This window comes from Acidisoma sp. L85 (assembly GCF_009765865.1).
Taxonomy (GTDB): Bacteria; Pseudomonadota; Alphaproteobacteria; order Acetobacterales; family Acetobacteraceae; genus Acidisoma.
This window is the reverse complement of the sequence record NZ_LMUQ01000011.1, coordinates 13999-36348: the sequence shown is the minus strand read 5'-3', so window position 1 is coordinate 36348 and position 22350 is coordinate 13999. Positions and strand designations below refer to the sequence as shown.

Here is a 22350-nt window from a genome sequence, read left to right as displayed (position 1 = left end):
GAGCAGAGGCGCGAAAAGTCTGGGGCACAGTGGCGAACTCCCTCGCTGATCCGAGGCCAGAAAGCACCCCAATTCCATCAAAAGTGAGTCAGAGCCGCATTTATGTGCGCAGTTGGATCGCGCGTACGAAAGCCAAAAATCGGTCGGCTTCAATCCGATGATGCAGCGGGCTTGTTGACCGCACTTCGGGGCGCTGCGCCGTCAAGTCATGGAGCCTGCTTCAGAGCCGAGTGCGTCGACCTTCGCGGTCGACTTATGCTAGACTGCACCTGCCCATTGGGTTGATTGTTGCGGTTGGTCTCACCATGGAGCAACTCGACACCAAGATGACCATCGCCGCCATCCGGTTATGTCGAAGAGCCTCCACGCGGCACTGCTGCGCATGAGCTTCACGGTCACGAGCAATGTGGTCGTGCTGGCCGTCTTATTCCGGTGAGCGGATGGTTCGCTGATCGGTTCAGCGCTCGGCGAGTGACCCCCCCGGCTCTGCGCGTCGCTACGGCCGGCCGCGTGCTCTGCGGGTTGGCATTCGCTTGCCGATGCTGTTCGCGGCCTGAGTGCCGCGGAGGGTTCGGCGGGGCGGCGCGATGATGACGTCGGCCGAGCGGCTCACCCTGCTTCGCAGCTTCCCGTGGGAGCAACTGGCCACCGTAATGACCTATATGACTTTGCCTTGCAGCAACTGACCCGTGATGGGCCCTGTTTTAAGCGGGCGCTGACTACCTACGCCCGTGGCGCTGGGCCGTCTCCATCAACGTGCCCTTCGGCGTAGCTGGCTCGATTTTGACGTCGATCTCGTCGACCCGTCAAGCTGGACCCACCGACGAGCCGAACCGTCTCCGCCACTTCTCGAACTCGGGCACGTAACGCTGCACCTAGCGCATCACGGTCGTGTGAGTCAGGGGAAGACCGCGCTCCTATTTATCTCCGCCAAGTCGCGCAGGCTTGGCTTGAACCGCAGATACTAGCGTACGCCCTTCGGCCCAGTAATCGAATAGCGCTCCATCAGTTCAGCCGTCAGAAGAGCCGATCAAGGAGCGCCACTTTTGCACCAGAGCCGAAAAGGCCGCCTTCTAAAAGACCTCTCTTTTCAAACTTACTCTGTTGGCTCAGGAGTATCTTTGACCATTGACCAATTCTTGTCTGCTCGACTTATATTTTCGGCTTCGTTCTTGCGCCATACGGTCGTCCAGTATTTCGTATGATTGATATACAGCTTGCCGCCGACGATCGTGAAAGCCTCAGGATCGACAGTAGCTTTGTGGCCATTCCCAACGGCAACACCCATTGCACATTGTCCGTCATATTGGGCTGCATATTTTTCAGGATTGGATGTGAAGAGATCGAGATCCTCTTTGCTGGCAAATTGCCAACGCGCACCATGCCAAATAGTTTGATATTCAAGAGTACCTGGGACGGCCCGTCCAGCAGAAAAATAAGCAACAGTATCGTAGCCGCCAATGGCCAATCTTGGCATCCCGCTCATTTGTGGAGCTGTGTCAGCGAAAGCTGGAAACGCGAGGATAGCCATTGTCAGCAAAGTCAGCGCCTTACTGGTCGTACGCATTTTTAACTCCCTTTGAACATCCTGATGGAGCATCTCCGCAGTCGCCGACGGAGCCGTGTAACAGCAGCTCCCCGTGTGGAGAGCCGTGTTCCCCGAACCGAGAGCGGCGGCGAGGTCGAAGCGTCAGACGTTAGGTCATAGTTCGGTCCCGTCGCTACGTAACGAAAGCTTCCCGATCGGCCGCCGAAATTTTGCGAAATCCTGCGACGCGGTGCAGTCCCGGCTGAGGCGGCAACCGCCTCAGAATGGGCTAGGTAGGGTGCTCGGTGCCGAGGGCCGGATGGACGAGCGGGGTCGAAAGCTTGCCGTCAATGGTGTGATTGCCGATTTCGTCAGGGAGACCTATGCGCTCGGACACCAAACTCCAACGGCAAGCTGTTGAGCAATGCCTGGCTTTCCGTTCCAGGCATTCGAAGCCACCAGGTCTCCAATCGCGAAGATGTTGTCGTTGCATGGCACGGACAGCTCTATCTCGACGGTAAGGCACCCTGCTGCGTCCGTTGCCGGATCGTCAGCCGGCGCAGGTTGTGGAAACCACACATCGCCCGAATATCCGGCCAATTACCTCGACTCAAGTGTGCGGACGACAGCCCCACGATCGACGAATTACCGCGCCCGGTATTGACGACATAGGTGTCCCTTTTCACTACGGGGGCCGACGACAAATCAGCTGAAGTCAATCAAAGCTACATGCGGGAACATTTGTCAGAGCAAGTGAGCCTCGCCAGCATTGCGGAGGTCGCCGGTCGCAGCGAGCGTCATCTATTTCGGGAATTCCGCAGAAGTGTGGGAACATATCCGATAAACTACATCAGGTCCCGGGGTATCAAGTATGCGCAGTAACTACTGTCGGAGGGGTCACGTTCCTCGAAGGAAATCGGCCAAGTCTGCGGATTTCCCTATGTCAGCCACTTGACAACGGCTTTCGGGCAAGCCACTGGGCTTACGCCGTCCCAATACCGGCGGCTCCTTGATTAGGTTACACCGGTTCGTTGGTTAGTCTCTCGCTCGGTCTTCTCCCGAGATGGGCCAGGCCTTCATTGCAATACGTCCGATCGTCAGGAGGCGCTCAAGGGAAACCCTGTCATGGGCTTTCACTGCCATCCCATGAAGGGTGGCCTCCAGGAACGAGGCCGGTCCTTCCACGTCGGCAGCTGGCGACATGTCGCCGTCGCCAATGCCCTGGCGCGGCCGCTCGAACAAGGATGCTTCGCCAAAGCTCCGGAGATCACCCATATCGTCGCACACCGAGGCCAGTCCCGGCGGGCGGTGGGTGCCGCCTAGTGAGACCATGCATCCTCTGGGGAGGCCTTCACGCGTAAATGCGTAGGCACTCGCTTCCATTACAGATTGGAACGCAGACCTAGAGTCGTTGCCACTTTTCAAGGCGTCAGAAAAAGAAGCCCGCATATTCCGCGATGTAATGTCTGGCCGCTTCGCGGCAAAGCTCCTCTTTGCTCTTGAACTTGCTGTAGAACGTCGCGTGTCCAATGCGCATGGCCGAGCCGAGTTCGGCGAAGGAGGTCCTCTCGCAGCATGCTCCCAGAGTAGGCGCGTCGCGGCGTCGAGCGCGTGATGCTGCAAACTGCTTATGCATCACGTCCCAGTGCTCACGACTTGCCCGTTGCTATCCGGAAGATGCGGCGATCATCGGCTTTGGACCCCACCCCGTGTAGCGGCCCTGCACCATTACCAGGTCGCCGTCCGCCACAGCCATGCCTGGTTCATATTGGAAATTGGCGGGGAAGCCCGCAATCATCGCCGCGATCGTCCCGGGGCCATCGGAAATGGTTGGATTATGCCGGACGTTACCCGGCACGAAGTAGCGGGAGCCGACGGACGAATCGCGGTCGATGAAAGTTCCCCTAGGACGTTCAGCGCAATCGGCTTGTTGTCTTCCATTGCCACGCAGCTCCCGATTTCACCTCTTGGGAGACAGTCCAGAAGACTGACGCGGGCGGCAGGCCGCGGTCAAGAGATTAGGAGTGCACGCTCCTGAAGGATTGGCGGGAGCGCTTCGTTCATCTTGCCGTTTTCGTTTGCCAGCAAGCGAGCAGCGTCAATTGAAGCATGCATCGGCACGCCGGAATGGACCGCCCCAACAGCGCCCTTGTGAACAAAACGAGAAACATGGTTGATTGCGGTCCCTTTGACCGCCGGTGCGCATAGATGCCTCTCGACCATCTCGCCAAATTAAATACCGAGCAGCGTCGGGCCGTAGATCATGGTATCGGCGGCGAGAACGCTGGCGACCTGGCAGGGCCGCTCCTCGTCATCGCCGGAGCGGGATCGGGCAAGACGAATACCCTGGCCCATCGGGTCGCCAATCTGATCGTCAGCGGCGTGGATCCCCGCCGCATTCTGCTGATGACCTTTTCCCGCCGCGCCGCGTCTGAGATGAGCCGGCGTGTCGAGAGCATCTGTTTGAAGGTTCTCGGCTCCAAAGCAGGCATTATGTCGGACGCACTCTCCTGGGCCGGGACCTTCCACGCGATCGGCGCCAGATTACTACGGGAGTACGCTGAGCAGATTGGGCTGCAACCCAATTTCACGATCCATGACCGGCAGGATTCATCCGACCTGATGAACCTGTTTCGTCATCGGCTCGGGTTTTCCCAGACGGAAAGTCGATTTCCCACCAAGGGTACTTGCTTGGCGATCTACTCCCGAGCCGTCAACGCTGAGACGCCGCTGGAGACCGTGTTGAAGGGACACTTCCCCTGGTGCGCCGCCTGGGAGACGCAGCTGCGGGAGCTGTTCGCGAGCTACGTTGAGGCCAAGCAGGCGCAAGGCGTGCTCGATTACGACGACCTACTGCTTTATTGGGCGCAGATGGCCGGCGAGCCCGCCTTGGCATCCCATATCGGCGCGCGCTTCGATCACGTGCTCGTGGACGAATACCAGGATACCAATCGCCTCCAATCCAGCATCCTCATGGCTTTGAAGCCCGAGGGCGCGGGCCTGACCGTTGTGGGGGACGACGCTCAATCCATCTATGCGTTCCGCGCGGCGACAGTTCGCAACATTCTCGATTTCCCCAGCCAGTTCAGCCCGGCCGCCACCATCATCACCTTGGATCGAAACTACCGCTCGACACAGCCCATTCTCGCGGCCGCCAATGGTGTAATTGGCCTTGCCGCGGAGCGATTCACTAAAAACCTTTGGACCGAGAGACAATCGGGTGAATTGCCGGAACTCGTCAGCGTCCGCGACGAGGCTGATCAGGCTCGCTACGTGGTCGACCGCGTGCTGGAGAACAGGGAAGGGGGCACAGAGCTGAAACACCAGGCCGTGTTGTTCCGCACATCAAGTCACAGCGGACCTCTCGAAATCGAGCTGACCCGTCGCAACATCCCCTTTGTCAAATTTGGTGGCCTCAAATTCCTCGACACGGCGCACGTCAAGGATCTGTTGGCGCTGCTACGTTTCGTGGAGAACCCGCGAGACCAAGTGGCCGGTTTCCGTGTCCTGCAGCTGCTGCCCGGCATCGGCCCAACATCAGCGCAACGTGTGCTGGAGGCGATGGCGGATCAGGTTGATCCAATTGGCGCGCTGGCGGAGATCACCGCCCCGCCCCGAGCGGGTAAGGGGTGGACGGACCTCGTGACCACTGTTTTGCAACTCCGGTCGGGTAAGGCGGGCTGGCCGGCGGAAATTGGCTACGCGCGGCTCTGGTACACGCCCCATCTCGAGCGGATGCACGAAGAACCCGCTATTCGGCAGACCGATCTGCTGCAGCTCGAGCAGATCGCGGCCGGCTATGCGTCCCGCACGCGCTTTCTAACTGACCTCACGCTCGATCCACCGGACGCCACCAGCGATCAGGCCGGTGTACCGCTGTTGGACGAGGATTACCTGAGCCTCTCGACCATCCATTCGGCAAAAGGACAGGAATGGAAGTCGGTCTTCGTGCTCAACGTGGTGGATGGCTGCATACCGTCGGACCTCGGAACCGGAACGACGGCGGAGATCGAGGAGGAGCGGCGGCTGCTCTACGTCGCCATGACGCGGGCCAAGGACACGCTGAATCTCGTCACACCGCGCCGTTTTTTCACCCATGGCCAAGCTTCGATGGGCGACCGCCATGTCTACGCCTCCCGCACGCGGTTCATCCCGGGCAATCTGCTGCCGCTGTTCGAGAGCGTCACCTGGCCAATTCTTGCGACCGAGGTGGCAAGACAAGCGGCGATCAGCCAGGTCCGGATCGACGTCGGCGCGCGTATGCGCGGCATGTGGCGGTGAGACGGGTTAACGTCGTGGCCGGGCTTCCTGTCCAAAAGCTGGCTCCATTTCAACCTTGGTGAAGCCGCAGGTGCACGCGGTCAGTCTGTCGAACGGCTATGTTATTAGCGACGACCGCGAGCGTCTCGACATGGAATTCGTCCATGGCGCGTTGGCCGACGCCTATTGGGCTATCGGCAGGTCGCGCGCCCTGACCGAGCGCAGCTGGGCCAATTGCCTGTGCTTCGGCATCTACAGTATCGACGGGACGCAGGTCGGCTGTGCCCGGCTGCTAACCGACTACGCCTTTCGCGCTCATCTCGGCGATGTCGTTATCCAGCCGGCCTCGCGCGGGCTTGGTCTCGGCAAGGCACTGGTGGAAACAATCCTGGCACATCCCGAACTCGCGACTGTCTCGCTCTGGACGCTCACAACCGCGGATGCACATGGACTATATGCTCGCTACGGATTCCGGCCGGGCGAGGCAAATAGTAATTGGATGATATTGGACCGGGGCGTCGCGGCCGGTTGATGGTCCGGATTTATCTGGGCTGCGGACTGTCTCGACGAACTCCAACTGCTCGGAACTATCACGCCGGATAATCCTCGGCACTCGGCGGCAGCACGAAGGGGCCAGGTCGGCTGAAAGCCGACGGGGCTGACTGGCCCATGCTTTTATTGCATTGCTGGAAGGAATGACCGAATTTGCATTATGGTCGTAATCGTGCATTATGACCATAATGCAAAGGCGTTCACTTCGATCCCGAAATGTCGGGTCGTTGCCAAGGAGGAGAGCGAATGCGTTCGGTTTCTTCCTCGAAGCTGAAACACGCTTGAGGCTTAAGCGCATCCAATGAGTATCGGAATGAATGAAGGCGCCAAATCAGCGCCGAATAGTGCCGACGCGTCCGTTGATGCGAAAGCCACACGTGGGACCGCCAAGAATATGCATGGCGCGGCCAAACTTCAGGTGCGCGAGGCCATGCTACACGGCCCAATCTTCAAGATAATGATGCGGCTTGCGCTGCCGACAATCGGCGTTCTCGTCGCACAGACTCTCGTGAATGTCGCAGAGACCTTTTACGTATCGCGTCTCGGCACCCATGCGCTGGTCGGCGTCGCGCTGGTATTTCCCGTCTGGATGCTGATGACGATGATGGCCGCCGGAGGGATCGGCGGCGGGGTGGCCTCCGCCGTGGCACGGGCCGCGGGCGCCGGCAGACATGAGGACGCGAACGCCCTTGTCCTGCATACGCTCGTGATCGCCGTAGTCTTCGGCATGCTGTTTTCGGTCCTCGCCATCGGATTTGGCAGCCCTCTCTACCGGGCGTTAGGCGGAACTGGCGAGGCTCTACACTCGGCACTGGTGTACTCGGACTTCATCTTCCTCTCGGCAGTGCCGATCTGGGTCGTCAATCTTCTGTCCGCCGCACTCCGAGGTATCGGCAACGTGCGGGTTCCGGCATTGGTGACATTTATCGGCGCTGCGGTGCTCGTGCCCCTCTCGCCGGCACTCATCTTCGGCGTCGGGCCGTTTCCAGGCTTCGGAGTCGCTGGCGCCGGCATTGCCGTCACGCTCTACTACTGTGCGGCCGCAGCCGTGATGGTGCGATACATGGCGATCGGGCGATCGGGCCTACGCCTGTTGCTCGATCGACTGCGCTGGTCGTTGTTCCGCGACATTCTTAAGGTCGGTCTTCTTGCCGCCCTGAACACGATCCAATTGAATCTGATGGTGCTGCTCGTCACGGCGGCCGTTGGCCGGTTCGGTGTCGCTGCGATCGGTGGCTACGGCACGGCATCGCGGCTCGACTACGTGCTCATTCCCATACTGTTCGGCCTGGGAACGGCCGTGCTGACCATGGTGGGCACCAATATCGGCGCCGGCAACATCGCGCGGGCGAAGAGAATCGCATGGTTCGGGACCGTCGTCAGCGTGACTTTCACAGAGACGGTAGGCCTCTTGGTCGCGATCTTTCCCTGGCTTTGGATCGGCCTGTTTACCCATGACGGCGCTGTCCTGGAGACGGGATCGCTGTATTTTCGGATCGTCGCGCCTCTCTACGCCGCCAATGGCATCACTTTCGCGCTTGGTTTCGCGGCGCAGGGCAGCGGCCGTATGGGTTGGATATTCCTCGCTGGAGCGATCCGGCTAGTGATCGCGGCCGGGGGAGGATGGCTCGCCGTCGCTATATTCGGCTTTCCCGCAGCAGGACTTTTTGTACTCGTCGCGGTCGCTTTGATCACCGCAGCCACCATATGCGCGGCCGCAGCGCTGTCCGGTGCATTGTGGCGTACCGCTGCTAACAACGCCGGCGCGAAGGCGCGGTCGTCTTGACCGCCTAGTTTCAGCGACGTCGCGCTTTCAGTGCCACCCGGCAGGTTGAGAAGAACATATGAAACCTGATGTTTCCTGCGCATTTTGGCGCACCGCATGCCGGACGTATCCGTCGTCATGCGAACTCGTTTTCCTTTGCGCCCGAAGAAGCCCGCTAGCGACCCACAGCGACCCTGAAATGACTGGTTGCAACTTTTGCGAGGAATTATGACCAACACGGCAACAACTACGATCTCCAGCCGCACTGCACCGCCCAAGGAACCGGACGTTACCTCACTCGGGGTCGCGGCAGCCGCCCAAGCGATCCGAAGCGGCGAAATCACCTCTGAGGTTTACGCCACCGCCCTGTTGCGAAACGCGCGGTTGCAGGCCAATCTTAACGCCTTCATCACTATCGACGAGACCGCAGTCCTCAACGCGGCGCGCGAAGCGGACGAGGCGAGGGCGGCCGGGTCGTCGTCCCCGCTCTTGGGCGTACCGATCGGGATCAAGGATAGCTATTTGACGAAAGGCATTCCCACCAGCCTCGGCCTGGAATCGCTGGCCTTTTTCGTCCCGCGCGAAGATGCGGACGCTGTTCGCGCGATCAAAGGTGCGGGTGCTCTGGTGTTCGGTAAGAATAACCTCGTCGAGATGTCTTTCGGGCTTACCGGCCATAATGACCGCTATGGTCAGGTGAAGAATCCGGTCTCACCTGGTCGCATATCGGGCGGTTCGTCCAGTGGCTCTGCCGCATCCGTAGCCGCCGGCATCGTGCCCGCGTCTTTGGGCGGCGACACGATCGGATCGATCCGCGTGCCCGCATCACTGTGCGGCGTGGTCGGTTTCAAGCCGACGACCAGGCGGTGGCCCACAGCCGGCGTGGCGCCGATCTCGCATACACTCGATACGACGGGCGTGATCGCCCGCAACGTCGAGGATTGCGCTCTTATAGACCAGGTCGTCACCGGCGAGCGGTCTTCGGGACTCTCCGCGGCTGCAGCTGGAGTCAAGGATGTTCGGCTGGCTTATGCGCCGCGGCAATTTCTCGATCTTGTCGAGCCGGATGTCGATGCACGCTTCCGTGAAGTGGTGGAGAGGCTACGGGGTGCTGGCGCTGAGGTAGTCGAGGTGGACTTGGGCGATGATTTCGGCGCCCTTTCGCAAACAGCCACGTGGAGCGTCTTTTTCCATGAGACGATGGGCGCTGTGTCTGAGTTCCTTCGGCAACATGATATTCCTACCACTTTCGAGGCGGTCGTCGATAGTCTGAAGCCCGAACTTCAGGGCGCGTGGCGCTATATGGTGATGCCGGACGGCGGTGGCGCGACCTCGGTCGAAACCTATCAGGCCGCACTGACTGTGAGCCGGCCGGAAATCCAGCGTCGTCTCGACACGGCTTTTCTCGAACACGGGGTGCAGGCGATTTTGCAACCGACCACGCCCTGCACGGCTCCCCTGGTCGATCAGCAGGCAAATTTTTCGATCGCCGGCCTCGCGGTGAGCGACCTGGTGCTGGCGAACCACACCGTGGTGGCGAGCTTTCTGGGTCTGCCAGGCATCAGCCTTCCCGTGGGCCTGTCGCGGGGCGGTCTCCCAATTGGCCTTGAGCTGGATGCGCCAGTGGGCAGTGACCGGGCGCTCCTGAATCTTGCACGCCGGATCGAAAGCGTCTTGGCTGCCCGGCTGAATTGAATGGTGGAGAATAGACTATGCGTTTCGAGAAGGGACACAAAGCGGCAACGCGACAGCACATTCTCGAGGTGGCCTCGAAACGGTTCCGACATGAAGGGATATCGGCTGCGGGGATCGCCGGAATCATGGCCGAAGCAGGCCTGACCAATGGCGCATTCTACCCCCACTTTGCGTCCAAAGAAGAGCTTGTTCGCGAGACGCTTGCGAGCGCGCTCGGAGATCATCAACATCGGCTTGAAGAAAGCCTGCGGGGCTGCCACGAACTTGAGGGCGTAATCCGAAACTACCTGAGTCGTGAGCATCTCAGAAATCCAGCATGCGGATGTCCTTCGGCGGCTTTGCTGCCGGAAATCGCTCGACAGCCATCGCCAACCCGGCAGGCCTACGAGGAGGGGTTACAAAGCTACATTTCTGTTTTGGCAGCACAGCTCCCAGACGCCGACTCCGCTGTAGCCGGTCGCCGCGCGACCGCAATCTTCGCCCTCATGGTTGGCACCCTCCAGTTAGCGCGCGCCGTGACGGGCGCCACCAACGCAGAACGGATGTTGGAAGGCGGCGTCGAGGCGGCACTGCTGCTAGCAAGGACGCCACCTGCGTGATTGCGTCGGGAGTTGGGAACGGCACGCTGGTCGGCGGCGCGAGCAATTCCATCCTGTTTCGCGAACTGTCAGTGATGCCTAAAGCTCTTTCAGTCGCCATGCAGGAGGTCAAGAAGGCATTTACAACTTCAACAACACCGATCGTCTGGTTTCGGCGGCTACAACGGCAATGCAGTCATAACACAAGCGGCCGGCGCGATGGGCGGCCCTCCGTGCCAATGACGATGAGACATTGACGTCCGGGAAGTTTAGCCTTGAGGGCGCAGGTGAAACATCGACATGGTCATGCCCCGCACGACATCCGAAAAGCCCTTTGCTGCCGATGGCGCTGAAAACGAGGATGGCCCTAGGCCGACGCTGGTTTCAGCGCCATCGGCAGCGTCGCCCGAACTTGAGGACCGTCCGCGTCGGCGCACGTTCACAGCTGCCGACAAGCTCAGAATTCTCCGTGAGATCGACCGCGTGGGGCCGGGGGGCGCCGGCGGGATTTTGAGACGCGAGGGGCTTTATTCGTCGGCGCTGACCGACTGGCGCCGCCAACGTGACGCTGGCGCCTATGAAGCCTTGAAGGCCGTCAAGCGCGGCCCCAGATGCGCGCCGATCGATCCCGTGGTGGTTGAACACGCCCAATTGGTGCGCGACAATAAGCGTCTCACGCTCCAGCTCCGTCGTGCCGAGGCAGGTCATCGACATCCAAAAAACGTATGGCCCGCCCCGTCTGCAAGCGATTTCTGCGATCCGATCTGGTCAGTCTACGCCAACGTATCCGGCCTTGGGACAAGTCCCGGCCAAGATGGAGATCCGCACGTCCTGGTCCTCATAAAAGTGGCGGCGACGAATGCCATTTTTTTGGCCAGGTTTCCAGAACGCCGATCGACTGTCAGGCCATCTCGCATTTACCACCCGCAGACCCCATCAGCCGTCCGCGCCGGATGAGCGCGGCTGGCCAATTCTATTGGTTATGATACCGTTGCAGTCGTAAGCTCGAACTTCCGCCCGCTACGCAGCACTGCGCAGATGATCCTTGCCAGCTTGGCGGCCAGCGCGACCACCACGGTGTTCACATGCGCTCGTGCGAGCAGACCGCGCAACCAGTCGCCCATCGGCGTCTCACCCGTGGACAGTGGCGGCAAGGCCGCTCGCGCCCCGTGGATCAGCATCTTGCGCAAGTATCCGTTGCCTCGCTTGTTGATGCCCAACAGCTTTGGCTTGCCGCCGGTTGTCATCTGCTTCGGCACCAGCCCCAGCCAGGCTGCCAGGTCGCGTCCACGTTGGAAAGTTCTGGGCGTTGCCGATTGCGGCCGCCAGCGCCGTTGCGTTCAAGGGGCCAATACCTGGGATCGTGGTCAACAATCGGGCGGTCTCGTCGGTGCGCGCCTGCGCTGCGAACTCGGCGTCAAAGACCTCGATTCGGCGGTCCAGTTCGCGCCACTCGAGGCGCAGGTCGTCAACCAGCAGGCGGGTCCTTGTGCTCAATGCAACGGTTTCTCCAGCAAGCCGCGTATCGAGGTGTAGTTCCAGCTTTCGCCGTCCTTGTGGCATGATGATGCCACGCTCCAGCAGGATGGCGCGCAGCTGGTTGATCAGGGCCGTCCTCTCGCCGATCAGCCGGTCGCGGGCACGGTGCAGGCTCTGCATGTCGAGCTGTGTCTCACTCTTCAGCTCCACGAACTGCATGGTCGGCCGCGTTGCCGCTTCGGCGATTGCCTCGGCATCCCGGTCATCATTCTTCTGGGCCTTTACGTAGGGCCGGACATATTCCGGCGACATCAGCCGAACATCGTGTCCGTGATCGCGCAGTATCCGGCCAAGATGGTGCGCACCACAGCAGGCCTCCATCGCCATCACGCAGCTAGGTAGGCCCCCAGCAAGCTTGACGACGCCATCGCGATGGAGGCGACGCTTCAGGACAACACGGCCCGTTGTATCCAGCCCCACGACACTGCAGCTGTTCTTGCCCAGGTCGATACCTAATACTGCGATCTCCATCAGCCCCGCTCCTGTTTCTCCGGTTGCCTTGCCAGCTTAGCGCTCCAACTTCGCGGTATTGGAGAGATAAGGGGCGGGCCATCCCATAAAAGTGGCTTCGCTTCTGGGTCTGCCGATCGTCAGCGACGAGGAGTCCTGATGGATGCCGTAGCCGCTCTGGCGCCTGAGCGAGGGGTGATCGCCGCCGTCTGCGCAGCGCTGGGGCTATCCCGCGCTAGCTTCCACCGCCGCCGGGCCAAGGTAGACACAGCCGCCAGCGGCAGCTCGTCCCCGACCCAAGCCTGCCCGGGCGCTGGAAGCGGATGAACGCCAAGGCATCATCGACCTGCTGCGTGAGCCGCGGTTCGTCGATCAGGCCCCGGCCGAGATCTACGCCAGCCTGCTCGACGAGGGCCTCTATCACTGCTCGATCCGCACCATGTACCGGATCCTCCACCGACATGGCGACGTGAAGGAGCGCCGCCGTCTGCTGCGCCATCCCGTTTACGCCAAGCCTGAACTCATCGCCGAAGGCCCAAACCAAGTGTGGTCCTGGGATATTAGCAAGCTGATGGGCCCTGCTAAATGGACCTATTTCTATCTCTATGTGATTGTCGACATCTTCAGCCGGAGGGTTGTCGGCTGGTGCGTCGCCGACACTGAGAGCGCCTCTCTCTTCAAGCCACTGTTCGAGGATGCCGCCGCCAAGTATGACGTTGCGCCCGGCCAACTCACCCTGCATGCCGATCGCGGTCCATCTATGAAGGCCAAAACGACTGCCCTGCTGCTCGCCGATCTGGGCGTTACCAAATCTCACAGCCGGCCTCACACCTCCAACGACAATCCCTTCTCGGAAAGCTGCTTCAAGACCCTCAAGTATCAACCCCAGTTCCCCAAACGGTTCGGCTGCATCCAGGACGCCAAAACTTTCTGCCGCGCCTTCTTTGACTGGTATAATAAGGACCACCATCATCTCGGCATCGGCATCATGACGCCTGATCAGGTCCATTATGGGAAGGCAGACGAAATACACACCGCCCGTCAGAAAATCCTCGACCAGGCCTTCCACGCCAATCCCAACCGCTTCGTCAACAAGCCGCCCCAATCGCCGAGAAAACCGACCGCCGTCTGGATTAATCCGCCGAACCAAAAGCTCGCCGTTCAAGCTTAATCTCGAAAACCGGCTGTCTCACTTTCGTTGACACGTTCCGGGCCCGTAGGATTGCGAGGGCGAGCGCCAGAACCGCGATCGCTGCAAAATACAATGCTACAACGGTCATTATTCGCACCCAGAGAGGATCGCTGTCGGGACTCATCGTATCGTAGAACTGGTTGAGGCCGTTACATTTCAAACCCGCAACCACCTGCGCGGCACTCTGGGGGCGATGCCGGGATCACAAAACCTTCAAGTCGCTTAGCTCTGGGGGCGGCGGCGTTAGCGACAGGGTGAAGCTAGAGCGTGATGCATTTAGCTTGAAGCATACCCAGAGTTTTGAAGGTATCGGCCGCATTCGTCTGGCTTGAAGTTATCGAGGAGTTTGCCGGTACGCTTCCACGTGGCGTCAACGGTTCGTTCAGCGGCTTTTCGCATCAGATGCTTGAGCTTGGCGAATACCTGTTCGATAGGGTTCAAGTCTGGCCTGTAAGGTGGCAAAAACACGAGCCTGGCCCCCGCGGCGCGGATCGCGGCTCGCACTGCCGGTCCTTTATGACTGCCGAGGTTGTCGAGAACGACGATGTCGCGGGGCTTCAAGACCGGCACGAGTTGGTGGTTCACATAAGCCAGGAAGCTATGCGCGTTGATCGGGCCGTCGAACTCGCAGGGGGCGCGGGTCCGGTCGCAGCGGAGTGCCGCCACGAAGGTCATTGTTTTCCAATGCCCGTAAGGCACCTTCGCATCGAGCCTCTGACCCCGCGGCCCCCAGCCTCGTAGCGGTGCCATGTTGGTCCAGGTCTCGTCGATGAACACGAGCCGTCGCGGGTCGATGCTAGCTTGATGCTTCTTCCAGAAGGCGCGTTCGCGGGCGATATCAGGCCTGCCTTGCTCGCTTGGCAGCACGCTTTTTTTGAAGCTGAGGCCCTCGGCATGCACGAAGGCCCACACGGTCCGGTAATCGACCCTCACGCCACGCTCGGCTAGCTCGGCTTGCAGGCCGCGCAGGGTGAACGGCTGATCGCCGCCGTGCGCGCGATCAACCAATCCCGATGAGGCAACAAAACACGCGGCCGATGGCCGTGCATCGGACCAGGCGCAACGCTGCCGGTTCGATGAAAACGTTGTGACCATTTCACAACGCTCGCCACGCTGACCTCCAGAACCGCCGCAACCGAGCGTGTCGTTTCACCAGCCATGCGCGAGCCACCGCGCGATCCCTCAAATCCATAGAGTAGGGTCTAGGCATCACCGCCGACCTCCATCCGGCCGGTCGTTTGAATCAGATTTCCCCCGCCGTGGGAATCCTTCCTTGATTCAAGCCAAAACCATCCTGCTCTAGAGTAACCGGCAGCTTGCCGGGGCTGACGCCCGTAGCTGTCAACACGCGATAACTGTGCCTCTCGAGTGTTGACCGGAGGGCGGACGCAAGCGGCAGATTCATTAGCCAAAGGCTGGATTAGTGACAGTTGATCGACGCCGAACCGCGGTTGAAACCTGTCGCGCCGACGAGTATCAACATCGTCTGCTACCGCTATCAACCGGCGGGTGTGAGCAATGACAAGCTTAAAGCGATCAACACTTAGATCATGCTGAGGCTACAGGAAGAGGGCACGGCGATTATTTCGGACACGACTGTTCGTGGCGCTTACTGTTTACGTGCCGCAATCAACAATCATCGAATCCGCTACGATGATCTAAGGCTTCTGATCAAGGAAACTATTCGCCTCGGAGAGACGGACTGGTATCGGCCAAACACTCGTGCAGCGGAGACTAAGACTTTGCTTTTAGAAGGTCTGAGTATATGTGTACAGCTCAATTGAACTAAGATTCCTGATTCGCTACACGACGGGGGTTCTTTGGACGACACGGACTCGTTAATGGATAGCTCTCGCGCGGTCTTACGAGCACTGGCACTGGGTGGTCCGGTAACACGGCCCCAGCTTGGCACCTTGCTCAATCTCTCCAAGCCGACCATGTCAGCCGCTGTCGTGGAATTAAGCGCTCTCGGTCTAGTTGCGCCGCGCGGCATGGCAAAGGGGCCGATGGGACGCACCGCAACAACATACGGCCTCGGCTCGTCTGCAGGCTACGTCATCGGACTTGATGTAGGCGCGGCGCAGGTCCGGGGCGTCGCGCACGCGCTGGATGGAACTCAAATAGCGACGATCGAAAGCCCAATCGAACTGGAAAACTGGGGTCTTGCCTCCCAAATCGGACCCATCATCTGGGCCGCAGCCCGTCATTTGATTTCGATCGCGGCGGGTGAACATGGGCCACTTCGAAGCATTGCTGTGGCGGTTCCGCGTATTGTGGCGCAGCGACAACTCGGACTAGATTCGCAGGCCGGGCCCGAGGCTGCCCTTCGCGAATTGCGACAGCGCGTCCAAGCCCCGATAATACTTGAAAACAATGTAAACTGCGCGGCAATTGCCGAAATGTCCTATGGGGCCGCGCGTGGCGAAGAGACGTTCGCCTATCTCCAAATCGGTGTGCGGATCGGTCTTGGCATCATAGCGAACGGTCGTCTTTTTCGCGGTAACGGCGCGGCGGGCGAAATTGGCCGCACGCCCTTCCCGTGGTCGCCGACAACCAAACCATACCGTGAGGGGCTTGAGGATTTCCTTGGTGCAGCCGCCTTTATGGCGCGGTGCACAGCAAACTGGCCGTCTGACTCCGGGCCACCGCCAACCTCGGCAAAAGAACTTTTTCGGCTTGCCGAGGGCGGGTCCTTCTACGCGCGCGCCTGCGTGACGAGCCACGCGGCAGATATCGGACGTTTGGTGGCGGGTTGCATCGGCATGCTCGATCCGGGTCTGGTGGTGTTGGGCGGAGGCATTGGGCAGAATCCCCTGATCATTGACGAAGTCACGCGCGTGGCAACAGAGTTGACCTGGCCAACGCGGATCGCGATAACCCCCCTCGCTGAAAACGGCACCGTGCTTGGAGCCATGAAGCTGGCGGCGGATTATGGGCTGGGTCTTCTCCTCAAGGAAGATCGCCATCCGGCGGTGGTTCTGCCACCATTGCCCTGACGGCTGCCGGATTATGCCGGCCCGCCCCTTGCAGACACTATACTTCGGTAGGAGACCAGGGCTTCAGCTTGGTATCGGTTTGCCGATAGCGGAAGGTCGTGTTCGTCAGACCCGCGGCATCCTGCATGTCTCCGACGATCATCTGAGCAATGACGATCTTGAGAATGGCGTCAATCACCACGTGGTCGACGGACGGCATTTTGATCGTCACGAGATTGCTGACGGTCGGCACATCGGGGCGGCATGTGATGAGCACGGATGGACAGCCAAACCCCGCGACGTCACAAGCGATCATAACCTCCCGTCCTTCGCCAAAGGCCATAAGGCCTGTGGTGGAATCCTGCGATTCCATTGGGCCGTGCAGATAATTGAGCGTGTCCCAGCCCGCAGCGGGAACACGTACCGCCTCGCGAATTAGCATGGCGGCTTCACCCGCGGTCGCGAAGCCCGCGCCGCTGCCAACAATATCAATCGTTGTGCGCTTGGAAATAAGGATGGCTGCTTGCTCGGCTTCGATCGCGGCCGATGTCACGACGTCTGCGACCGCCTGAGGCAAACCGTCCCACGCGGCTGACGGGGTGCCCAGCGCGATGCGCTCCACAAGCATACCGATCGCCATCAGCATCCCGGTATATCCGGTAGAGCTTGCGCCGTTGTCCGAGCCGGATTCCGTCGCAACAACCGCGCCCGTGATCGCGGCCAAGGGGTTGTCGCTTCCGCGGCATATGGCGATACGGGGAAGCTGTTGTCGCATGCGCATAACATCCGCGATCTCTCGGCTTTGGCCGGATGCCGACAAAGCCACAAAGGCCTCCGCACCATCCGCGCGTTCGTCATAGAGGTCGGTCGGGCAATAGGCATAGGAGCGCAGGCCGAGGCTTCGGGCGTAGGTCGCTCCGATCATTGCCGCCTGAAAGCTCGCGCCAATTCCCGCGAAGCCAATTGAACGGCTCGCGAAAGGGATTGGATCGAACGCTTTGAGCGTCTCGCGCACGGCCTTGATGCCGGTCGATAGGCAATCCGGCTGGCGGGCGACAGCGTCGCGATATCCTATGCGCTGCATGGTATGGCTCATCTCATGTTGAGTGGATCGAGGTCGCAAGAAGCCGTTGCGCTAGCGCGACAGCACCTGCCACAGGAGGCGCACGCAGCAGTAGGACGTCGCTATGAGGGGAGACTTGCTTCATAGCCTCCTTGAATGCCTGCATCAGGAGAGGCTGTTCGGCGATCACTCCGCCGCCCGCAACGACGCGCGCGGCGTTGGCGCCTCTTTCGATGAGAATGCCGACAAGGTTGGCGAGTCCCGAACCACCCTCGCGGATCACGTGTTGAGCGAGCTGAGAGCCCATGCCTGCGGCGCTAAACACCGAGGCAGCATAACGGCCCCAGACGACGGAGCCACGTGTGGCGTCGAGCAGCCGTCCGAGCATAGTCGGATCTTCGGCGCCGACGCTCTGCATCAGGCTTCTCACAAGGGGATCATCAGCCCGTCCGCGATCCAGCTCGCCCCGAACCGCTCGCGCGGCTTCTCGCACCAAAGCCGGCGCACTGCCTTCGTCACCAAGTATCCAGCCCCAGCCGCCCGCAGTGAGCATACGTCCGTCAGGTGTTCGGGCGACCGCAATAGAGCCTGTACCGGCCACGACGCCAATGCCCTCTATGAAACCAGCTGCTGGAACCATGAGTTCGGAATCGTTTACGACCATGACCAGGGAGGCGATCTCGGCACTCAGATGGGCCTGGACAGCGAGGCACTGGTCATCCGTGTCACAACCATGCGCGCCGACGGCCAGCGCTTGAGGGGCTCTTCCCTGGCAGGCACGCCTAACAATCTCCACCAGCGTCTTGGCATCGCTCTTTGCATCGCGCACGCGCCATTCATCCGTCGCGATAATCTGATCGGCTAGGATCACACTGCCTTTGATCACGCGGATCTGTGTTTTAGTGCCGCCGATATCGACGCCGGTAATGATATTCGCATCCACGCCGTCATCCTTATTCGCGACCGCTGTCGGCTGCCGCCGGCTAGAAAGTTAGGAAACTTTACGAACTCTATGGAATCTTGGCAAGGGATATGATTTGATCGTGCTTCAAGTCTCGAACATCTCGGAGGCGGCAATGAAAAAGACTGCAGGATTGGCCATCCTAGGGGCAACACTGATCTGGGGTTTCGCCGCAGGGGCGGCGCGAGCGACCACGATTTCGTTCTGGACCTGGCGTCAGGAAGATAGGGCCGCTTATACCGAGATATTCAAGGATTTCACCAAACTCCACCCTGATATAACGGTGAAGTTCGAGGCTTTTCCAGACGAGAGCTATCCCACCATCGTCTCCACCGCCCTTGCCGGCGGCCGAGGCGGCGATGTCATCCATGTCCATGCCTATGGCTGGCTCGAACAATTCATCAAGGCCGGCTACTTCCTCAAGCTCGACAAGACCACGGTGCCGTCTCTCGGCAATCTTCCGTCCGACGCGCTGCTGTCCGGCAGCTATCGCGCCGATGGTCAGGTCTATGCGATGCCATTCGCCTCCCAGACCCTCGGTCTCCTCATCAACAAGGATGTTTTCGCCAAGGCCGGTTTGCAGCCGCCAAAGACTTGGGACGAGTTGCTGACAGTGAGCAAGGCGCTTAAGGAAAAGCGGATCACGCCCCTGGCCAATGGCCTGGGAACCAGCTGGTTCAACGAGATGTTCGTGGCGGTCTTCACAAATCCGTTTCTTGGGCCGGACTTCGTGCATGATCTGACGACCGGCAAGACGACCTTCAAGGACCCCCGCTATATCGCGGCTCTCAGCAAGCTCCTCGAGCTGCGTTCCTATATGCCGGACGGCTACGAGGGCGTGGATGACGAGACCTCGGGACAGCTCTTTTTAAGTGGCCGCGCCGCCATGCTCGCGGATGGCAGCTTCGACATTGCCGACTTCAAGACTCAGAACCCACAGCTCAACATGGATTTTATAGCGCCCCCCGCGCCTAAAGCCGGCGACCCGGGTTACGTGACCAAGTTCTATGACGGCGGCTATGCCGTCAACGCCGCGTCGCCGCAAAAGGCTGCCGCTTTGACATTGGTGAATTACATGGGCACGCCCGCCTTCGGAGATAAGTTGGTTTCGCTGCTAGGGGATATCTCACCCATCAAGGGCGTGACGATCAGTGATCCTCTCCTGGCTAAAGTGGCCGCGTTGAACGCCACGGCCATGCCGCAAATCGACCTCGTCTACTTCAGGTTCCAGAGCCCGACGGGGTCCGAACTTTTACAGACCAACATCACCAAGATGATGGCTGGCAGCATAACCCCCGCGCAGCTTGGTGCTGACGTGACGGCCGGGGTTGCAAAATGGTACACGCCATTCCAGGGAAAATGAGATGACGCGTAGGGGCCGGTGGCCGTTCTTACCCCGAGTTTCAATGCGCTCGTTGTGGATTGGACTGCTATTGGCGCCTGCGGTCATCGTGATGACGGCGTTCGTGCTTTTTCCGCTCCTCTCAGCCTTTCGATACGCCTTCTATGAATTTAACGGCCTGAAACCATCGCACTTCGTCGGCTTGGCTAATTTCCGGCAGGTCCTTCTGGAGCATCCCTTCAGCGACAACACCTATCGTGCCTTGTGGCACAATATCATCGTCTTTATCGCCTTGATGGTGTTCGAGAACGGGACCGCGTTCCTGATCGCCTTCGCCTTACTGAAAGCACTTCCGGGCCACCGTATACACCAGGTCATCATCTTCCTGCCGGTGGTGCTGTCCGCGGTCATTGTCGGGTTTCTTTGGAAGCTATTCCTTCACCCGCTTTTCGGCCTCGTCAACAATGCCCTCGCACTTGTCCATATTTCCGGCCGGGCCTGGCTTGGGGATGAGTCGACGGCACTGGGCAGCATCATCTTCGCCAATATATGGAGTTGGATCGGCTTCCCCACCCTTGTCCTGCTCGCTGGGATGCAACGCGTGGGCAAGGAGTTGCTGGAGGCCGCTCGGCTAGACGGTGCAGGAGATTTCTCGCTCCTGACCCGAATCATCTGGCCGTTAATGGCGCCGAGTGTGACGATCGTCTGTGTGCTCACCTTCATCGGCAGTTTCAACTGGTTCGAGCTTCCTTACATCATGTCAGGCGTCGATGGCTCGCCTGGAGGCTCCACGGATGTTCTGGGCCTGTATTTTTACCGTACGGCATTTGGCAGCGAGACGAGCGGCATCCAGAACTTTGGGCAAGGAAGCGCGCTCGCTGTCCTCATGTTCATCGCCGTCGCCGGAACCACCGCGGTTGCGCTGCGCTACCTACGTCGCCGTGAGATCGAGGTCTGATGTCCAATCGGCACGAGGGGATCAAGAATAGCGGGATTCAGATCCTGCTCCTGTTCAACGCCTTCGTGATGCTCTACCCGCTCCTCGTCATGGTTACGTCGTCGTTCAAGACGAATGTCGAGCTGTTCTCATCGCCATTTTCACTTCCGCGAAGCTTCGCGCTCACCAATATCGCAACTGTTTGGACTGACACGAATTTCGTCCGCTATCTCGCCAACTCCCTCAGCGTCACAGTGGCGTCGATCCTGCTGATACTCCTTTTCGGCACGATGGCGGCTTATGCCATCGCCCGGTACCAGTTTCGGGCGAGCGGATTGTTTCTGATGTTTTTCATCAGCGGAATGACTGTGCCTCTGAAACTCGCGATCATCCCTCTGTTCATTGAACTCGACCGCCTCCATCTGGTCGACAACCTGGCGGGCCTCGTTCTCGTCTATGTCGCCATGGGGCTGCCTTCAGCCGTTTTCATCATGACGGGCTTTCTCCGCTCGTTGCCGAAAGAGCTTGAGGAAGCCGCCCGCATGGATCGGGCGAGTGAACTGCGGATCATGCTTTCTATTATGCTGCCTTTGGCACGGCCGGCGATGGTGATCGTGGCCATTCAGAATGCGGTGCCCATCTGGAACGACTTTTTCTTCCCGCTGATCTTTATTTCATCTGACAACCTCAAGACCCTTCCTCAAGGGCTGACCGTTTTCATGGGCGAGTTTGTCACGAACTGGGGTGTTCTATTTACGGGCCTCACACTCGCCGCCTTGCCGATTACGCTTCTCTACGTCGTCCTCTCAAAGCATTTCATTGCCGGTATCACGCAAGGCGCCGCCAAATAGGCCTGCGCCATCTGTGAGCGCCTTGGTTTTCACACATCGCGCGGATGAGGGCATGGGCGAACACTACGATCTGGCGATTACGCTTCCCTAGCCTCGCCGTATTGGGTCTACCCACTAAGCGACCGCTCTTTTACCTGCGAGTGGGGGTGCGCGAGTTCAGCACACCCTCAAAACTTCAGAGCATCGGCGGATTTCCCGGAGGAGTTGATCTACTTGGCGTGGGTAGCTACTCTTCCGAGAACGAAATGGGAGGGCGCGATGCGTTGGCTCGCGACGGCTATTTTCGCAGTAGCACTTCAGTCGCCAGCTTACGCGGCCGATACATCCTGCTGGGGTGGAAGCGTCGACCTATCCCCGAACCTCACCTGCGTTAAGCTGAGAGTGGAGCTTCTGTGTAGCGGGTCGCTACAAGTCGCCTGAAAGAGTCGACACGCGATAACAGTCCTTCCAGCGTTTTATGACGAAACGATAATACCGCATGCTGCTCGGGTCGAGGTCTGGAGTTCGAATCTATCCACTCCGCGAGGGCTTCCGTATAGCACGCCGATATCACTCATGGAATCTAGAACCGACTATTTTGGACCCATTGCTGGTCCCATTTTCTGATTTGAGGTGGTGAGGCGCGGCGGTGAACGCCTGAGACGAAAGAGCAGCCTGAGAGG

16 protein-coding genes and 3 pseudogenes are annotated in these 22350 nt (G+C 59.7%); 13 read left to right on the top strand and 6 right to left on the bottom strand.

The annotated features are described in order from the left end of the window. Nucleotides 1-1096: 1096 nt before the first annotated feature. Nucleotides 1097-1567: a YHS domain-containing (seleno)protein gene (locus GSQ83_RS01465; RefSeq protein WP_158800938.1), complete on the bottom strand. Its 471-nt coding sequence runs from the start codon at nucleotides 1565-1567 to the stop codon at nucleotides 1097-1099. A gap of 846 nt (nucleotides 1568-2413) precedes the next feature. Here GSQ83_RS01465 and GSQ83_RS31015 point away from each other — a divergent pair. Both GSQ83_RS31015 and GSQ83_RS01455 read left to right on the top strand, forming a co-directional pair. Next, entirely contained in the window at nucleotides 2414-2545 is a 132-nt protein-coding gene (locus GSQ83_RS31015) for an AraC family transcriptional regulator (protein ID WP_158800942.1), read from the top strand. Nucleotides 2546-2653: 108 nt separating this feature from the next. Beyond that, entirely contained in the window at nucleotides 2654-2851 is a 198-nt protein-coding gene (locus GSQ83_RS01455) for a hypothetical protein (protein WP_158800937.1), read from the top strand. 106 nt (nucleotides 2852-2957) lie between these two features. Here GSQ83_RS01455 and GSQ83_RS31010 read toward each other — a convergent pair whose 3' ends face one another. Then, the gene (locus GSQ83_RS31010; RefSeq protein WP_158800936.1) at nucleotides 2958-3164 is read right to left on the bottom strand and encodes a TetR family transcriptional regulator; all 207 of its coding nucleotides are present in this window, start codon (nucleotides 3162-3164) and stop codon (nucleotides 2958-2960) included. Between the two features lie 572 nt (nucleotides 3165-3736). Between GSQ83_RS31010 and GSQ83_RS01445 the strand changes: the two genes are divergently transcribed. From GSQ83_RS01445 to GSQ83_RS01420, 6 genes are all read left to right on the top strand, one after another. After that, entirely contained in the window at nucleotides 3737-5809 is a 2073-nt protein-coding gene (locus tag GSQ83_RS01445) for an ATP-dependent helicase (RefSeq protein ID WP_158800935.1), read from the top strand. 70 nt (nucleotides 5810-5879) lie between these two features. Next, nucleotides 5880-6320: a GNAT family N-acetyltransferase gene (locus GSQ83_RS01440; protein ID WP_216849867.1), complete on the top strand. Its 441-nt coding sequence runs from the start codon at nucleotides 5880-5882 to the stop codon at nucleotides 6318-6320. Nucleotides 6321-6653: 333 nt separating this feature from the next. After that, nucleotides 6654-8126 (top strand): MATE family efflux transporter, encoded by a 1473-nt coding sequence (locus GSQ83_RS01435; protein ID WP_254065443.1) that lies wholly within the window; start codon nucleotides 6654-6656, stop codon nucleotides 8124-8126. 207 nt (nucleotides 8127-8333) lie between these two features. Next, nucleotides 8334-9800 (top strand): amidase family protein, encoded by a 1467-nt coding sequence (locus GSQ83_RS01430; RefSeq protein WP_158800934.1) that lies wholly within the window; start codon nucleotides 8334-8336, stop codon nucleotides 9798-9800. A gap of 17 nt (nucleotides 9801-9817) precedes the next feature. Beyond that, a complete protein-coding gene (locus GSQ83_RS01425; protein ID WP_158800933.1) occupies nucleotides 9818-10399 on the top strand; it encodes a TetR/AcrR family transcriptional regulator in 582 nt (193 codons plus the stop codon). 279 nt (nucleotides 10400-10678) lie between these two features. Then, nucleotides 10679-11335, top strand: a complete 657-nt coding sequence (locus GSQ83_RS01420; protein ID WP_158800932.1) for a hypothetical protein — start codon at nucleotides 10679-10681, stop codon at nucleotides 11333-11335. Between the two features lie 23 nt (nucleotides 11336-11358). Here GSQ83_RS01420 and GSQ83_RS01415 read toward each other — a convergent pair. Next, nucleotides 11359-12388 (bottom strand): annotated as a pseudogene (locus tag GSQ83_RS01415) (IS110 family transposase). Nucleotides 12389-12505: 117 nt separating this feature from the next. On the opposite strand from GSQ83_RS01415, the pseudogene GSQ83_RS01410 reads away from it, so the two are divergent. Next, nucleotides 12506-13538 (top strand): annotated as a pseudogene (locus GSQ83_RS01410) (IS3 family transposase); the annotation flags it as partial. A gap of 297 nt (nucleotides 13539-13835) precedes the next feature. Here GSQ83_RS01410 and GSQ83_RS01405 read toward each other — a convergent pair. After that, nucleotides 13836-14769 (bottom strand): annotated as a pseudogene (locus GSQ83_RS01405) (IS630 family transposase). Nucleotides 14770-15400: 631 nt separating this feature from the next. On the opposite strand from GSQ83_RS01405, the gene GSQ83_RS01400 reads away from it, so the two are divergent. After that, the gene (locus tag GSQ83_RS01400; protein WP_158800931.1) at nucleotides 15401-16555 is read left to right on the top strand and encodes an ROK family transcriptional regulator; all 1155 of its coding nucleotides are present in this window, start codon (nucleotides 15401-15403) and stop codon (nucleotides 16553-16555) included. Nucleotides 16556-16592: 37 nt separating this feature from the next. Here GSQ83_RS01400 and GSQ83_RS01395 read toward each other — a convergent pair whose 3' ends face one another. Together GSQ83_RS01395 and GSQ83_RS01390 are read right to left on the bottom strand one after the other, a co-directional pair. After that, nucleotides 16593-17618, bottom strand: coding sequence for an SIS domain-containing protein (locus tag GSQ83_RS01395; RefSeq protein WP_158800930.1), 1026 nt, complete (start codon nucleotides 17616-17618; stop codon nucleotides 16593-16595). Nucleotides 17619-17631: 13 nt separating this feature from the next. Beyond that, nucleotides 17632-18540: a BadF/BadG/BcrA/BcrD ATPase family protein gene (locus tag GSQ83_RS01390; protein WP_158800929.1), complete on the bottom strand. Its 909-nt coding sequence runs from the start codon at nucleotides 18538-18540 to the stop codon at nucleotides 17632-17634. A gap of 133 nt (nucleotides 18541-18673) precedes the next feature. On the opposite strand from GSQ83_RS01390, the gene GSQ83_RS01385 reads away from it, so the two are divergent. Genes GSQ83_RS01385 through GSQ83_RS01375 form a run of 3 tightly spaced genes read left to right on the top strand, consistent with a single transcriptional unit; the run spans nucleotide 18674 to nucleotide 21688 of the window. Then, nucleotides 18674-19921: an extracellular solute-binding protein gene (locus GSQ83_RS01385; RefSeq protein ID WP_158800928.1), complete on the top strand. Its 1248-nt coding sequence runs from the start codon at nucleotides 18674-18676 to the stop codon at nucleotides 19919-19921. 43 nt (nucleotides 19922-19964) lie between these two features. Beyond that, nucleotides 19965-20858: a carbohydrate ABC transporter permease gene (locus tag GSQ83_RS01380; RefSeq protein ID WP_216849866.1), complete on the top strand. Its 894-nt coding sequence runs from the start codon at nucleotides 19965-19967 to the stop codon at nucleotides 20856-20858. Then, the gene (locus GSQ83_RS01375) at nucleotides 20858-21688 is read left to right on the top strand and encodes a carbohydrate ABC transporter permease (RefSeq protein WP_158800926.1); all 831 of its coding nucleotides are present in this window, start codon (nucleotides 20858-20860) and stop codon (nucleotides 21686-21688) included. The genes GSQ83_RS01380 and GSQ83_RS01375 overlap by 1 nt, the downstream gene beginning before the upstream one ends. Nucleotides 21689-22350 lie beyond the last annotated feature (662 nt).

What these genes read in the sequence shown, in the direction of transcription:
- GSQ83_RS01465 (WP_158800938.1), bottom strand. Translation starts at nt 1,567, where the DNA reads ATGCGTACGACCAGTAAGGCGCTGACTTTGCTGACAATGGCTATCCTC.
- GSQ83_RS01455 (WP_158800937.1), top strand. Translation starts at nt 2,654, where the DNA reads ATGGGCTTTCACTGCCATCCCATGAAGGGTGGCCTCCAGGAACGAGGC.
- GSQ83_RS31010 (WP_158800936.1), bottom strand. Translation starts at nt 3,164, where the DNA reads ATGCATAAGCAGTTTGCAGCATCACGCGCTCGACGCCGCGACGCGCCT.
- GSQ83_RS01445 (WP_158800935.1), top strand. Translation starts at nt 3,737, where the DNA reads ATGCCTCTCGACCATCTCGCCAAATTAAATACCGAGCAGCGTCGGGCC.
- GSQ83_RS01435 (WP_254065443.1), top strand. Translation starts at nt 6,654, where the DNA reads ATGAATGAAGGCGCCAAATCAGCGCCGAATAGTGCCGACGCGTCCGTT.
- GSQ83_RS01430 (WP_158800934.1), top strand. Translation starts at nt 8,334, where the DNA reads ATGACCAACACGGCAACAACTACGATCTCCAGCCGCACTGCACCGCCC.
- GSQ83_RS01425 (WP_158800933.1), top strand. Translation starts at nt 9,818, where the DNA reads ATGCGTTTCGAGAAGGGACACAAAGCGGCAACGCGACAGCACATTCTC.
- GSQ83_RS01420 (WP_158800932.1), top strand. Translation starts at nt 10,679, where the DNA reads ATGGTCATGCCCCGCACGACATCCGAAAAGCCCTTTGCTGCCGATGGC.
- GSQ83_RS01400 (WP_158800931.1), top strand. Translation starts at nt 15,401, where the DNA reads ATGGATAGCTCTCGCGCGGTCTTACGAGCACTGGCACTGGGTGGTCCG.
- GSQ83_RS01395 (WP_158800930.1), bottom strand. Translation starts at nt 17,618, where the DNA reads ATGCAGCGCATAGGATATCGCGACGCTGTCGCCCGCCAGCCGGATTGC.
- GSQ83_RS01385 (WP_158800928.1), top strand. Translation starts at nt 18,674, where the DNA reads ATGAAAAAGACTGCAGGATTGGCCATCCTAGGGGCAACACTGATCTGG.
- GSQ83_RS01380 (WP_216849866.1), top strand. Translation starts at nt 19,965, where the DNA reads ATGCGCTCGTTGTGGATTGGACTGCTATTGGCGCCTGCGGTCATCGTG.
- GSQ83_RS01375 (WP_158800926.1), top strand. Translation starts at nt 20,858, where the DNA reads ATGTCCAATCGGCACGAGGGGATCAAGAATAGCGGGATTCAGATCCTG.